This is a genomic window from Curtobacterium sp. MCBA15_013, from assembly GCF_001865095.1.
Classification (GTDB): Bacteria; Actinomycetota; Actinomycetes; order Actinomycetales; family Microbacteriaceae; genus Curtobacterium.
On record NZ_MJGQ01000013.1, the window covers coordinates 111,524 to 125,646 of the forward strand.

General features: G+C 70.8%; 12 protein-coding genes and 1 tRNA gene. 9 read left to right on the plus strand and 4 right to left on the minus strand.

Going from position 1 to position 14,123, the window contains the following annotated elements:
* The 6 genes from BIV01_RS09290 to BIV01_RS09315 all read left to right on the plus strand — a co-directional run bounded on the left by BIV01_RS09290 (nucleotide 1) and on the right by BIV01_RS09315 (nucleotide 6,281).
* Nucleotides 1-1,164 (plus strand): Rv2578c family radical SAM protein, encoded by a 1,164-nt coding sequence (locus BIV01_RS09290; protein ID WP_071302623.1) that lies wholly within the window; start codon nucleotides 1-3, stop codon nucleotides 1,162-1,164.
* 170 nt (nucleotides 1,165-1,334) lie between these two features.
* Nucleotides 1,335-2,558: a sensor histidine kinase gene (locus BIV01_RS09295; RefSeq protein WP_070418406.1), complete on the plus strand. Its 1,224-nt coding sequence runs from the start codon at nucleotides 1,335-1,337 to the stop codon at nucleotides 2,556-2,558.
* Entirely contained in the window at nucleotides 2,555-3,793 is a 1,239-nt protein-coding gene (locus tag BIV01_RS09300) for a hypothetical protein (protein WP_071302624.1), read from the plus strand. Before BIV01_RS09295 ends, BIV01_RS09300 begins: the two co-directional genes overlap by 4 nt.
* On the plus strand, nucleotides 3,780-4,481 hold the full coding sequence (locus BIV01_RS09305; RefSeq protein ID WP_229086463.1) for a response regulator transcription factor: 702 nt from the start codon (nucleotides 3,780-3,782) through the stop codon (nucleotides 4,479-4,481). The genes BIV01_RS09300 and BIV01_RS09305 overlap by 14 nt, the downstream gene beginning before the upstream one ends.
* The gene (locus tag BIV01_RS09310; protein WP_071295952.1) at nucleotides 4,481-5,107 is read left to right on the plus strand and encodes a thymidine kinase; all 627 of its coding nucleotides are present in this window, start codon (nucleotides 4,481-4,483) and stop codon (nucleotides 5,105-5,107) included. The genes BIV01_RS09305 and BIV01_RS09310 overlap by 1 nt, the downstream gene beginning before the upstream one ends.
* Nucleotides 5,108-5,237: 130 nt before the next feature.
* Entirely contained in the window at nucleotides 5,238-6,281 is a 1,044-nt protein-coding gene (locus tag BIV01_RS09315) for an LLM class flavin-dependent oxidoreductase (protein WP_071302625.1), read from the plus strand.
* Nucleotides 6,282-6,460: 179 nt separating this feature from the next.
* Here the strand turns inward: BIV01_RS09315 and BIV01_RS09320 are convergent.
* The 3 genes from BIV01_RS09320 to BIV01_RS09330 form a co-directional block, all read right to left on the minus strand.
* Nucleotides 6,461-6,534 (minus strand) — tRNA-Pro (locus BIV01_RS09320).
* A gap of 94 nt (nucleotides 6,535-6,628) precedes the next feature.
* Nucleotides 6,629-7,585, minus strand: coding sequence for a metallophosphoesterase (locus BIV01_RS09325; RefSeq protein WP_070418410.1), 957 nt, complete (start codon nucleotides 7,583-7,585; stop codon nucleotides 6,629-6,631).
* Complete coding sequence (locus BIV01_RS09330) at nucleotides 7,582-10,143, minus strand: transglycosylase domain-containing protein (protein WP_071302626.1); 2,562 nt, start codon at nucleotides 10,141-10,143, stop codon at nucleotides 7,582-7,584. Before BIV01_RS09330 ends, BIV01_RS09325 begins: the two co-directional genes overlap by 4 nt.
* A gap of 50 nt (nucleotides 10,144-10,193) precedes the next feature.
* On the opposite strand from BIV01_RS09330, the gene BIV01_RS19745 reads away from it, so the two are divergent.
* Both BIV01_RS19745 and BIV01_RS09335 read left to right on the plus strand, forming a co-directional pair.
* Complete coding sequence (locus tag BIV01_RS19745; RefSeq protein ID WP_022907077.1) at nucleotides 10,194-10,352, plus strand: hypothetical protein; 159 nt, start codon at nucleotides 10,194-10,196, stop codon at nucleotides 10,350-10,352.
* Entirely contained in the window at nucleotides 10,349-10,810 is a 462-nt protein-coding gene (locus BIV01_RS09335) for a RidA family protein (RefSeq protein ID WP_071302627.1), read from the plus strand. The genes BIV01_RS19745 and BIV01_RS09335 overlap by 4 nt, the downstream gene beginning before the upstream one ends.
* Nucleotides 10,811-10,888: 78 nt before the next feature.
* Here the strand turns inward: BIV01_RS09335 and acs are convergent, their stop codons facing one another.
* The gene (gene acs / locus BIV01_RS09340; RefSeq protein WP_071302628.1) at nucleotides 10,889-12,877 is read right to left on the minus strand and encodes an acetate--CoA ligase; all 1,989 of its coding nucleotides are present in this window, start codon (nucleotides 12,875-12,877) and stop codon (nucleotides 10,889-10,891) included.
* A gap of 604 nt (nucleotides 12,878-13,481) precedes the next feature.
* Here acs and BIV01_RS09345 point away from each other — a divergent pair.
* Nucleotides 13,482-14,108 (plus strand): ATPase, T2SS/T4P/T4SS family, encoded by a 627-nt coding sequence (locus BIV01_RS09345; RefSeq protein ID WP_071302629.1) that lies wholly within the window; start codon nucleotides 13,482-13,484, stop codon nucleotides 14,106-14,108.
* Nucleotides 14,109-14,123 lie beyond the last annotated feature (15 nt).

Here is a 14,123-nt window from a genome sequence, read left to right on the forward strand (position 1 = left end):
ATGCGGTGGAGTGGGCAGGCGATCGATGCCTCGCGGAGCGATGCGCTCCCCGGGCTCGAGTCGAACAGCGGGTTCGTCCGGAGCGTGACGACGCCGGAGTTCGCGGGTGTCACCTTCCACGAGGTCCTGGCCAAGAGCGCGCTGAACCGCGTCCCGAGCGCGGACGGCAGCGGGACGTACGGGTGGACGATCAACCCGTACCGGGGCTGCAGCCACGCGTGCGTGTACTGCTTCGCCCGCCCGACGCACACCTACCTCGAGTTCGACGGGGGAGCGGACTTCGACCAGCAGATCGTCGTGAAGACCAACGTGGCCGACGTCCTGCACCGCGAGCTCACGAAGCCGAGCTGGGACCGCCACCCGGTCGCGCTCGGCACGAACACCGACCCGTACCAGCGGGCCGAGGGCAAGTACCGGCTGATGCCCGGTGTGATCCGTGCCCTGGCCGACTCGGGCACGCCGTTCAGCATCCTGACGAAGGGCACCCTGCTGCGCCGCGACATCCCGTTGCTGGTCGAGGCCGCGCGGTCGGTGCCGGTCGACCTGGCGATGTCGATCGCGGTCTACGACGACGAACTCCAGCAGCAGGTCGAGCCAGGCACCCCGACGACGGCGGCGCGCCTGGCGACGGTCCGGGCCATCCGTGACGCGGGCCTGACGTGCTCCGTGTTCCTCATGCCCGTCCTGCCGTACATCACCGACACCCGGGCCCACCTCGACGACGCCGTCGGGCGAGCCGCGGCCGCTGGGGCGTCAAGCGTCATGTACTCCGCACTCCACCTGCGTCCCGGCGTGAAGCCCTGGTGGTTCGCGTGGCTCCAGCGCACCCGGCCGGACCTCGTCGAGCGGTACCGGTCGATGTACCTCGACAACACCTTCGCGCCGAAGGACTACCGGCGCTGGTTGTCCGAGCGGGTCCGTCCGATCCTGCGCGCGCACGGCATGGGGCTCGGCCACGTCGATCCGGCGACGGGCTCGATGGGGTTCTCGAACCGGCTGAGCGACCCCGGGGCAGCGCCCGCGACGCCGGCGGGAGCGATCTCCGGGCCGTCGCCGTTCGAGGAGCAGTCCCGTCCGACGTCCTCGCCGCTCAAGCGCGCCGATCCGGGGTTCGACCAGCGCCTGGTCCCACGCGCTGCACCGGTCGTGCCGACGCTCTTCTGACGGGCCTCGGGCACGAGGGCGTCGGTCCGCGTTCGGGGGACACCGGGAACACCCGTGTGCCGGTATCATCGAGCGGGTCGCCGATCACTCCGACAATCGGGGTACACGGTCGCACCAACCGTGGTTGGATCGTGGGCGGCGTTCCCCCACGTCCGGAAGGACCCCCACCCGTGCTCGGCATCCCCACGCACCTCGCTCCGCGAGTGAACGCGTGGTCGACCGTGCGGGCCTTCCACGCCGCGGCGATCGGTTCGCTCGCCGCCGCCGCGATCGCCCTGGTGCTCTACCGCCTGGCCGAACCGGACGTACGGGTGATCGGTGCCGTGCTGGCGCTGGTCCCGATGCTCGGCATGATCGCCGTCCACGTGCAGTTCGGCACGTGGCGGTCGGCCGTCGCGTTCCTCGTCGTCGGCGGGGTGTGCGCGTGGTGGTTCGCCGTGGTCGTGCAACGCGAGGTCCCCGCAGGGTGGGTCGCCTCGTACCTGCTCTCCCTGTCGATCATCCCGCTCGTGCTGGTGGGCGGTGCCGGCGCGGTCGCGGGGCGGGTGGCACTGTGGTCGATCGCCGGGTTCCTGGTCGGTCGGGTCGCGACGTCGATCGCGATCGCGCAGGCGGGCGGTCCCACGCACCCCCTCGTGCTCGCGTGGGTGACGCTCGCGTTCGTCATCGCCCTCGTGCTCATCACGAGCCGCAACACCGCCCGCTCCGAGCGTGTGCAGCCCGAGCTGCTCCGTTCTGCGCGCGAGGAGCACGTCTCCGCGTACCGCGCCGGGGTCGAGGCCGAGGCGGCGGCCATCCTGCACGACACGGTCCTCAACCACCTCGGTGCGATCGCCCTCGCGCCCGACGGCCCGATGGACCCGCAGCTCGCCCGCACGGTCGAGGCGGACGTCGCGATGCTCACGGGCAAGGAGTGGCTGGCGCCGGGGGCCCGCCCGGCCCGTGCCGAACCCGGTGCCGCAGTGCGCGCGTTCGAGCAGATGGTCGACGACCACCGGGCGCTCGGACTCACGGTGACCGTCACCGGTGACCCCGCGGCCCTCGTCCGGTTGGACCAGGCGGCGATGACGGCGATCCTCCGTGCCGTCGGCCAGTGCCTGGCGAACGTCCGGAAGCACGCGGGAACCGACGCGGCCGAGGTGAGCGTGTTCGACGACGGGGTGGCGTGCACGGTCATGGTGGTCGACGACGGGCGCGGTTTCGACGAGTCCACGACGAGCCCCGACCGGATGGGTCTGCGCGGGTCCGTGCGGGAGCGGATCGGCCGGGTCGGCGGCGACGTCCAGGTGTGGTCGTCGCCGGGCTCGGGGACGAGCGTCATGATGTCCGTGCCGTACGGTGCGGTCACCGGGACGACCCCGGTGCCGAACGCCGGGTCCGAGGTCGGTCGGTGACGCGCCCCGGTCCCGCCCGCGACGCCGGCCGCACCGCGCAGCAGTACGACCCGCTCGGCGCGATGGGGTCCCGCCCGCTGGCGATCGTGCTCGGCGCCTGCGGTGTGCTGTGGGCGCTGTTCGTGTCCGTCTTCGACCGGGACGTCGTCGGCAGCCCCACCCTGAGCGCCCTCACCGTGCTGCTCGTCGCGGCCTCCGGAGCGGTCGTGTTCGTCGCGTCGAGTCCGTTCCGCGCACCGTTCCCGCGCTGGGCCTTCGTGGTGCACGTGTTGCTCCTCGCCGCGGCGACGATCACGAGCGTCGCCGCCCAGTGGGGCCCGGACCGCAGCGCACTGAACGACTTCATGTCCCTGCTCGCCGCGACCGGCATCGTCATGACGGCGCCGTACCGACCCTGGACGGACCTGGCCCTGGGCGGCCTGCTGCTCGCGGTCATCACCGGGGTCTCGTGGGGCATCGTGGCGTGGGCGTTCCCGCACCACGTCCCGATCGGGGTCGCGGCGTTCCTGGCGGCAGCGCCGACGCTCGTGCTCACCGCGGCCTCGGCGGTGTTCGCGTGGACGTTCGCCGGGCTCGCCGAGCGCGTGCAGATCCGTGCCGGGTCCTACTCGGTCGAGCGTGCGGAGCGCGACGGCATCGACGCCAGCGTGCAGCAGGACCGCTCGACGATCCTCGCCCGCGACGTCGCACCCTTCTTCGCCGAGCTCCGCACGCGCGAGGTCATCACCGACGCCGACCGCGCCCGGGCCCGGTCGATCGCCGACGGCATCCGGCGCTCGATGGTGGCCGACGCCGACCGGACCTGGTTCGAGCAGGCCGTCCGCACCGACGGTGGCACCGACGCCGTCGTCGACGACCCCGACGGGCTCATCGCCACCCTCGACGCCGACCAGCGCACGGTGGTCCGGACGTTCCTGCGGGCCGCACTGCGTGCCTCCACGGTCGACCCCGCCGGGTTCCGCGCCACGATCCGACAGACGGGGACGGACGACGGGGCGATCGGCGACTCGGACGGAGGCGCAGGCGGCGACGAGCGGACCACCGGCACCGCGCAGCCGCCCGCGACCGGCCGCGGCGTGACCGTCGCGATCGACCTCGCCGTCGCCGATTCCGACGTCGGCATCCACCGCACCTTCGACCCCTACTTCGCGGTCCTCCGCGTGACGTTCCCCGATCTGGACGTCGCGGTCCGACCCTCCGCCCTCGCACTAAGGTTCTCGTATGACCAGCACTGACCCGAGCCGGATCACGGATGGTGCGCCCGCCGTCCCGAACCCGGGGACACGACGCGTGCGGCTGGCGATCCTCGACGACCACGAGGTGCTGTTGGACAGCCTGTCGAGCTGGATCGCGGTGAACGCGTTCGACTTCGACCTCGCGCTGACGGCCCACACGTGGCTCGAGATGGTGCACAGCGAGAACTTCCCGACCGACCTGGTGTTCCTCGACTTCCAGCTCAAGGAACCGGTCTCGATCGAGGCCCGCGTGCGCACCTGCCGTGCCGCCGGGGCCAAGGTCATCGTCCTGTCGAGCGTCGACAGCCGAGAGTCCCGCGACCGTGCGCTCGCCGCCGGCGCCGCCGCCTTCCTGTCGAAGTCGCTCCCCATGCGCGAGGTCATGGACGTCGCGCGCGAGATCATGGGCGTCGCGCGGGACACCCCGCCGCAGCGCGACTGGCGGCCGCTGCCGACCGGGGCGAACGCGCACCAGCGGCCGAAGCTCAGCCACGGCGAAGAGGAAGCGCTGCGCCTGTACGTGTCGGGCTACTCGACGAACGAGGTCGCCGCGCAGATGAACGTGCAGTACGAGACCGCGAAGACCTACCTGCGCCGCGTGCGCGAGAAGTACAGCAAGGTCGGCCGGCCCGCGTCCAAGAAGTCCGACCTCATCCGTCGTGCGGCCGAGGACGGGTTCCTCGCGTAGTGGCGAAGCTCTACTTCCGCTACGGCGCCATGAACAGCGGCAAGAGCACCGGGCTCCTGCAGGCGGCCTACAACTACGAGGAACGCGGTCACCGGGTCCTCCTCGCGAAGCCGTCGGTCGACACCAAGGGCGACCGTGAGATCGTCTCGCGGCTCGGGGTGACCCGCACCGTCGACATCGTGTTCACGCCCGACGCCGACGTCCGCGCGGCGGTCACCGAGGCCGGTGCCACCGACCCCGAGTCCGACCGGCTCGACGGCATGGTCCGGCCGGTCAGCTGCGTGCTCGTCGACGAGGCGCAGTTCCTCACGCCCCGCCAGGTCGACGACCTGCTGCGCATCGCGGTCCTCGACGAGGTCCCGGTCATCACGTACGGCATCCGGACGGACTTCCGCACCGAGGCGTTCCCCGGCAGCGCCCGCCTGCTCGAGGTCGCGCACTCGCTCGAGGAACTCAAGACGATCTGCCGCTGCGGCCGCAAGGCGGTCTTCAACGCCCGCAAGGTCGACGGACGGTTCGTCTTCGACGGATCGCAGGTCGCGATCGACGGCGTGGACGTCACCTACGAGTCGCTGTGCGCCAACTGCTACCTCACGGAGTCCGGCGGACGCCTCGACGGCGACTGACGGGTCCGCCGGCCCGCCTCGTGCAGACGCGACCGTCTGCCGGACTGGAGGCGTGGGTCGGCGCCGACCCGCGCCTCCAGGCCCGCACGCGGTACGGAATGCACGTCGGCCGGGTGGCGTTGGCGACTGCATGAGCGACGCATCCGTGCACCTGTCCGTCCTCGACCTGGCGACCCGCGAGTACGGCCAGTCCAACACCGAAGCCCTGCAGGGCTCCATCGACATGGCGGTGCACGCCGAGAAGCTCGGCTACGAGCGCTTCTGGGTCGCCGAGCACCACGGCATGCCGGGGATCACCTCCTCCGCACCGGCGGTGCTGCTCAGCGCCGTGGGTGCCGCGACGTCCACCATCCGGATCGGTTCCGGCGGTGTCATGCTCCCGAACCACGCGCCGCTCGTCATCGCCGAGCAGTTCGGCACGCTCCGCGCACTCTACGGCGACCGGGTCGACCTCGGCCTCGGGCGTGCCCCGGGCACCGACGGCGCGACCGCGATGGCGCTGCGCCGCACGGACCGGCTCGACGTCGACGACTTCCCCGACCGGCTGGCCGACCTGATCGGCTTCTTCACCGGGATGGACCCCTCGAACCCCCTCGCCAGGATCCAAGCGGTGCCGGGCTACGGCGACGTGCCGGAGTTCTGGCTGCTCGGGTCCTCCGGGTACAGCGCGCAGGTCGCCGGTGCCCTCGGCGTCTCGTTCGCCTTCGCGCACCACTTCGCGTCGGACAACACCGAGGCCGCGCTCGCGCTCTACCGTGACTCCTTCCGGCCGTCGCGCTTCCGGCAGACCCCGAACGCGCTGATCGGGGTGCAGGTCGTCACCGACGAGGACCCCGCCGTGATCGACGAGCAGAGTGCCCCGGGCATGATCTCGTTCATCCGGATGCGGCAGGGCGCGAAGCCCGAGCCGGTGTCCATGGAGGAGGCCCGCGCGTACGAGTTCAGCGACCTCGAGCGGCGGTTCATCCAGGCACGGACCGAGCGTCAGGCGTACGGCACCGCGGACGAGGTCGCGGCGAAGATCAACGCCCTCGTGGCCTCGACCGGGGCGAACGGCGTGATCGTCGCGCCGGGGGCTGCCCAGGCGCGGTACCGGCACCAGGCGCTCGACGTGGTGGCGGGGCTGCACGCGGAGGGGCGGCTCGTGGCTGCGGGGGAGGGCGCGTCGGTCTGACGCGCCCGGGCGGGCGCTTGCCCGCGGCCACTTCGTGAGCAGAAAAGGTCGGGTCGCCGCACGCCACCCGACCATTTCTGCTCACGAACGCGCGAGCGCCCCCGGCCGACACCCCACGCAAAGCAGAAGGCCCTGGTTCCGGAGAACCAGGGCCTTCTTCGTACTGTCTCAACACAGTGTCGGGGTGACAGGATTTGAACCTGCGACCTCCTCGTCCCGAACGAGGCGCGCTACCAAGCTGCGCCACACCCCGCGGTGTGGTCACTCCGTACCGGAGCAACCCCAGAAGTCTATCCGATGATCGGGGGTGGTCGTGACCATCCGGCGAACTCCCGGGCGCGTCGTGTTCAGTCCGTGCGGGCGGTCAGGGTGACCACGACGGCCTCGGGTCGGCAGGCGAAGCGGACCGGCGCGTAGATCGACGTGCCGAGGCCCGCAGAGACCTCGAGCCACGACCAGTGCCCACGGTGCTGCCACTTGTGCAGCCCGCTGACGTACCGACGCGGCAGGTCGCAGTTCGTGACGAGCGCGCCGACACCGGGGACCTGGACCTGTCCGCCGTGGGTGTGCCCGGCGAAGATGACGTCGGCGCCCTGGGTGACGAAGGCGTCGAGCACCCGGCGGTACGGCGCGTGGGTGATGCCGAGGGCGACGGGGGAGGGGCCGTCCTCGTCCTCCGACCAGGGCACGTCGCCGCGCATCTCGTCGACGTTGGTCGGCAGCAGGTCGAGTCGGTCCCAGTCGCGGTGGGCGTCGGACGTCCCGAACAGCTCGAACCGCGACCCGCGGAGTTCGATGGCGTGTGCCTGGTCGTTCACGTCCAGCCAGCCGAGGGACTCGAAGAACGCCGTCTGCCGGTCGATGTCGAGCTCGACCGGGCGGGTGCCGTGCTTGTGGGTGCTCGGGCCGCCGAAGTACTTGAGCGGGTTGCGCGGCGTCGGCCCGTAGAAGTCGTTCGACCCGTACGCGAACGCCCCGGGGACGCCGCGGAACGGCTCGAGCGCGTACTCCACCGCGGCGTTGGCCGTGGGGTGCCCGAGGTTGTCGCCGGTGTTGACGATGAAGTCGGGCTCGACGAGGCTCAGGTCACGCAGCCACTGCTGCTTGTCGGCCTGCCACGGCGCCATGTGGATGTCGGACAGGTGCAGCACGGTGACGTCGCGCGACCCCGGCGGGAGCACCGGGATGGTCTCCCACCGGATGCCGAACCGACGTCGCTCGACGAGCGTGCCCCAGGCCGCCGACGCGGCACCGACGGCCGCGCCCGCTGCGATGACCCCCAGCGCAGCGCGACCGCGACTCACTTGCAGTCCTTGGGCGCCTTGCCGTTCTTGTCGCCGTAGAGGGTCAGCGTCACCGCGGAGTCCTTGCTCGCCGCGGCGTGCACGCCCGGGTCGACCGAGGCCACACGGCACGTCTTGCCGGCGCCGCCCTTGACGTACGAGTCGGAGATGCTCACGTTCGAGAACCCGAGCTCGTTGAGCTTCGATCGCGCCGTGTCCAGCGTTGCTCCGGCGATCGCGGGCATGACGATCTGCGAGCCGTCGGAGGTGTAGACGGTGACGCTCGAACCGCTCGAGAGCAGCGAGTTGGCCGACGGCGAGGTCGAGGAGACGGTGCCGGCCTTCGCGGAGCCCGGCTGCGCGCCGCCGTCCACGTAGGTGAACCCGGCGCCGCCGATCGCGGCCTTCGCCTCGGCAGCGGTCTTGCCGGTCACGTCCGGGACGGCCTTCGCGTTGCCGCGCAGGGCCGAGGACGACGGGTCCGTGAAGGCACCGGCCGGGTACAGCGCGTTCATCGGGGTCTGCGCCTGCCGCCAGACGTCCGCACGGGCGCTCGCGTAGGTGCCGCTGACACCGTTGCCGTAGTGACGGAGGTTGTTCTTGCCACCGTCGGTGTTGCCCTGCCAGTAGGCCGTGGCGACGCGGGTGCTCGACCCGACGAGCCAGATCTGGTCGGCGTCGTCGGTGGTGCCCGTCTTGCCGAACAGCTGGGTGCCGTCGTACGTCTGTGCGCCGACCGCGGTACCGCCGGAGATCGTGCCCTTCATCGCGTACACCGCGGTCTGCGCGACGGAGGGGTCGAGGACCTGCTTGCAGGCCTTCGGCTGGCCGCCGAGGCTCTTGCCCTCGGCGTTGGTGACGTTGTCGATCGCGATGGGCTCGCAGAAGGTGCCGTTGTTGGCGACACCGGCGTACGCGGCGGCCATCGTCAGCGGCGCGATGTTGTTCGTGCCGAGGATGGAGGACGGGTACGAGTTGAGCTCGGTCTTGTCGTCACCGGAGTGCACGCCGAGGTCCTGCGCGGTCTGCTTGATGTCGCAGAGGTCGAGCTTGGCGGCCATCGAGGCGAACGCTGCGTTCACCGACAGCGCGGTCGCACGGGCGACGGTGTAGTTGCCGTTCTCACCCGCGGAGTCGTTCTTCGGCGCCCAGTTCGTGTAGCTCGGTTCGCCACAGTGCTGCCAGACGGCGGTGTTGTGCGGCGTCCCGTTCACGGTCTCGTTGAGGCCGTGGCCGGCCTTGAGCCACTGCAGCAGCGTGAAGAGCTTGTAGGTCGACCCGACCTGGAAGCCGATGCCGCCGCCGTACTTCTTGTCGACGCTGTAGTTGATCGACGTCGACGTCGGCGGGGACTGTAGTGACTGGTCGTAGTCCTTGTTCTGCGCCATCGTCAGGATGCGACCCGTGCCGACCTCGACCGAGTCGAGCGCTGCGCCGAGCTTGAAGTTCGTCTCGGCCTTGTTGTCGTAGGTGTTGAGCACCTGCTTCTGCTGCGCGTTGGCGTCGATGTCGAGCGTCGTCTGGATCTTGTAGCCGCCGTTGCGCCAGGCGGCGTCGCGCTCCTTCTGGGTGGCGCCGAGCTGCGACATCTCCTTGACGACCTGCACGGCGTAGTCGCAGAAGAACTGCGAGCCGTCGCCGACCGAGGCCTTGCAGCCCTGGGACGGCTGCGTCAGGTGGACGTAGTCCTTCGGGTTCGACTTGACGGCTTCGTCGTACTCGGCCTTCGTCAGGTGCTTCTGCGCGTACATCGACTTGAGGATGACGTTGCGGCGAGCGACGTTGGCGTCGTAGTACTTCGGGTTCGACAGGTTGCGCGTGTTCGGCGACTGCACGATCGCGAGGATCGAGGCGGCCTCGGCCGGGGTCAGGTCGGTCGCGCTCTTGTTGTAGTAGTGCTGCGCGGCGGCCTGCACGCCGTAGGTCTGGTCGCCGAAGTACGCGATGTTGAGGTACCCGGTGAGGATCTCCTTGTGGGTGTACTTCTTCGCGAGCCCGATCGCGAGCTTCATCTCCTCGAGCTTGCGGGGGATGGTCTGCTCGACCGCGTCGTTGTACGCCTTCAGACGCTCTTCCGGAGTGGTGAGCTCGAGCGCCTGGTTCATCTTGATGTTGCGGACGAGCTGCATGGTCAGCGTCGACCCACCGCCCGACTCGCCGAGGCCGCCCGCGAGGGAGCCCACGCCCGCACGGACGAGCGAGGTCATGTCGACGCCGCCGTGGTCGTAGAAGCGCTTGTCCTCGCCGTCGATCGCCGCGTTCTTCAGCTGGTCGCTGATCTGGTCGAACTTCAGCTCCTGACGGTTCTGGTCGTAGACCGTCGCGAAGTGCACGCTCTTGCCGCCCTGGTACGCGTACAGCTCGTTGCGCTGCGGGAGGTCACCGATCTCGATGTACTCCGGCAGGGACTCGAACACGCCGATCGTCGACGTCGTCGTGACACCGGCGACCGCGATGGCCGGGGTGACACCGATCGTGACGAGCAGACCGGCGAGCACGCTGAAACCGACGAAACCGACGAAGGCGCCGACTGCAGAGACGGGCTTGGTCCGCGAGGCAGACGTCTTCTGGGCAGACATAGGATGCAGCCTAAACGACACCGCCGACTGAAAGGCTGGCAAGGATCTCCATGACTCGCTGGGAATACCTCACGACCCCGTTGATCATCCACAACACCACCGCCATCCTCAACAACTTCGGTGACGAGGGGTGGGAACTCGTCCAGGTCGTCACCGGCCCCGAGGGCGGACTCGTCGCCTACCTGAAGCGCCCGAAGGCCGACGCATGACCGTCGCGGACCGGCTCGCCGAGCTCGGGCTGACCCTGCCCGCGGTCGCGGCCCCCGTCGCGGCCTACGTGCCCGCCGTCGTCACCGGCCGGTACGTCTACACGGCCGGTCAGCTGCCGTTCGTGGACGGTTCGCTGCCGGTCACCGGCAAGGTGGGCGGCACGGTCGACGCCGAGACCGCCACGGCCCAGGCGCGGGTGGCGGCACTCAACGCCCTCGCCGCTGTCGAGTCGGTCGCCGGTTCGCTCGACCGGGTCGCCCGGGTCGTCAAGGTCACGGTGTTCGTCGCGTCCGACGCGTCCTTCACCGGGCAGCCCGGCGTCGCGAACGGCGCGTCGACGCTCGTCGGCGACGTGTTCGGTGACGCCGGCGTCCACGCGCGGAGCGCGGTGGGCGTCGCCGTGCTCCCGCTGGACGCGCCGGTCGAGGTCGAGCTGGTGGTGGAGCTCACCGACTGACGGACCGTCAGCAGCGCACGGCACGCGAGCCGCGCCTCCAGTCCGATCGGACAGGAGGCGCGGCTCGCGTCGTTCCTGCTACATGAGTTCCGAGATGGTCGCCATGATCGTCGGGTCCGCCAACGTGGTCGTGTCGCCGATGCGACGGCCCTCGGCCGCGTCGCGGAGCAGGCGACGCATGATCTTGCCGGAGCGTGTCTTCGGCAGCTCGGGCACGATCACCACCTGCCGGGGCTTCGCGATGGCGCCGATCCGCTTGCCCACCCAGTTCCGGAGCTCCGCGGCGGCGGACTCGCGGTCGACGTCGGCCGCCGCCTCCGACGTGAGGATGACGTAGGCCACGACCGCCTGCCCGGTGGTCTCGTCGGCGGCACCGACGACCGCGGCCTCGGCCACGCCCTCGTGCCCGACGAGGGCCGACTCGATCTCGGCCGTCGACAGGCGGTGTCCCGACACGTTCATGACGTCGTCGACCCGACCCTGGATCCAGATGTCGCCCTGGCCGTCGAGTCGGGCGCCGTCGCCCGCGAAGTACCGACCGGGGAACCGTGACCAGTAGGTCTCGACGAAGCGGTCCGGGTCGCCCCAGATGCCGCGCGCCATCGACGGCCACGGTTCGGTGATGGTGAGGTAGCCGCTCTCGCCGGGGTCGGCGCGGTGGCCGTCGTCGTCGACGATCTCGGCGACGATGCCGGGCAGCGGTGTCTGGGCGGCACCGGGCTTGAGCTTCGTGACGCCGGGCAGCGCGGAGATCATGATCGCGCCGGTCTCGGTCTGCCACCACGTGTCGACGATGGGCGTGCGGTCGTGGCCGATGACCTGGCGGTACCAGTTCCACGCCTCGGGGTTGATCGGTTCGCCGACGCTGCCGAGCAGGCGGAGGGTCTCGAGGCTCCGGGCCTCCGGGACCGCGCGGCCGGCCTTCATCGCGGCGCGGACCGCGGTCGGCGCGGTGTAGAGGACCGTGACGCCGTACGCGTCGACGATGTCCCACCAGCGGCCGGGCTTCGGCTCGTCGGGGGTGCCCTCGTAGAGCACCTGCGTGACGCCGTTCGCGAGGGGGCCGTAGACGACGTAGGAGTGCCCGGTGATCCAGCCGATGTCGGCGGTGCACCAGTAGACGTCCTTCTCCGGGTGCATGTCGAACACGTTCTTGTGCGTGTACGCCGCCTGGGTCAGGTACCCGCCGGAGGTGTGCACGATGCCCTTCGGCTTCCCGGTCGTGCCCGAGGTGTAGAGGATGAAGAGGGGCGTCTCGGCGGGGAAGGCCTGCGCCTCGTGGGTGGGGTCCGCCTTCGCCAGTTCGTCGTGCCACCAGAGGTCGCGCTCGTTCCAGGCGATGTCGTTGCCGCCGCGCTTGACGACGAGGACGTGCTCGACGCTGTCGGTGCCCTCGCCCTCGAGTGCCTCGTCGACCGCGGGCTTGAGTGCGGAGACCGCGCCACGGCGCCAGCCGCCGTCGGCCGTGACGACGAGCTTCGCGCCGGCGTCCCCGATGCGGGCGCGGAGGCTCTCGGCGCTGAAGCCACCGAACACGACCGAGTGCACGGCGCCGATGCGGGCGACGGCGAGCATCGTGACGACGGCCTCGGGGATGAGGGGGAGGTAGACGACGACGCGGTCGCCCTGCCCGACGCCGAGGTCGGTGAGCATGTTCGCGGCGCGCTGCACGTCGGCGGTCAGCTCGGCGTAGGTGATGCGTCGGGTGTCCCCGGGAGCGCCCTCGAAGTGGATCGCCACCCGGTCGCCGTTGCCCGCGCGGACGTGCCGGTCGAGGCAGTTCTCGGCGACGTTGAGCGTGCCGTCGGCGAACCACTTCGCGAACGGGGCTCCGGACCAGTCGAGGGTCTGGGTGAACGGCGTCCGCCAGTCGAGGAGCGCGCGGGACTGGTCCGCCCAGAACGCCTCGCGGTCGGCGGAGGCGGCCTCGTGCAGGTCCTCGTGTGCGACGGCGTCGGCGACGAACTCCGGCGACGGGGGGAACGTGGCGTCTCGGCCTGCGTCCGGGGTGTCCGGGCTGCCGGGGGCTCCGTCGTTGCGGGGGTCGGTCTGGGTCGGAGCGGACATCGATGTCCTTTCGCGTCGTTGCGGCAGGGGTGCAGTCGGAGACTACCCCTCGGCATGGGCGCGGGTCGGCGGGGGCGCATGCGGCCGTGGTGGTCCTGTTCGCTCTGGGCGTGCACCGCGGCACGCCCAGAAGTCGATCCGGGGGTTGCTTCCCGAGGCCGATCATGGGGTACAGTAGTTCCCGCTGGACTCGTTTCCGGCGGCAACGGTTCGGATTCCCCCCAATCCACCGATGTCAAGGCGGCACCTGTTCCCCCCAACCGGTGCCGCCTCTTCTCGTTTCCGGGCCGGTTCGTCCGACGGATGACCGCGCTCGTGGTCGGTGACACGCGTCGATCCGCGCGGGCATGCCGAAGCGTGGACAGACCTGTCCATGCTCCTGCATGGAACGGTGCGTCGGGTTGTTCGACACGTGTTGCACAAACGAACTCGGCCCCGCTCGGCGGGCCGTAGCGTGCGGGTGTCCCGACGCTGGGACACCGAGTGGGGTACGGCATTGCGTGCCGGGGTACAAAACGGTCCGTTGCTCGCCAAGCGGGTAGCTCTCCACAGAAGGTGCAGGGGACCGCCGAACGGCGACGGCCGTTCCCTACTCTCTGGTCGCATGCACCGACACCGTGCCGACACCCCGTTCCTGCCCGGCGCCACGCGACCGATCCGGAGTCGGGACGTCGTCGCCGCCGAGTTCGAGGAGCTCGCCGCGCTCGTCGGCGACGCGGGCGTCACCGACGTGCTCGTGGTCGGCGGCCGCGGGACGTGGGTCGACCGGGGACGCGGGCTCGAACGAGCCGGACCCGAGCTGCCCGAACGGCGGGTGCGGGAACTCGCGACCGAACTCGTGGCACGGGGCGGGCGGCACGTCGACGAGACCACGCCCTGCGTCGACGTCCGGCACGGCGACGGCATCCGCGTGCACGTCGTGCTCGCACCCGTGTCCGTCGGCGGGACCGCGGTCTCGATCCGACTGCCCGCACCGACCCGGCCGACCCTGCAGTCGCTCGAGGCGCTCGGAGCGTTCGCGCGCGTCCCTCGATCGGTCCTCGAGCGAGCGGTCGACGAGCGCCGCAACGTGCTCGTCACCGGCGCGACCGGGAGCGGCAAGACCACCATGCTCGCCGCGATGCTGGCGGCCGTCCCGCCCGACGAGCGGATCGTCACCGTCGAGGACGTCGCCGAACTCCGGATCGACCACCCGCACGTCAGCGTCTCGGTGCCGCACGGGAGAAGCTGAGGGAAGCGATCCCTG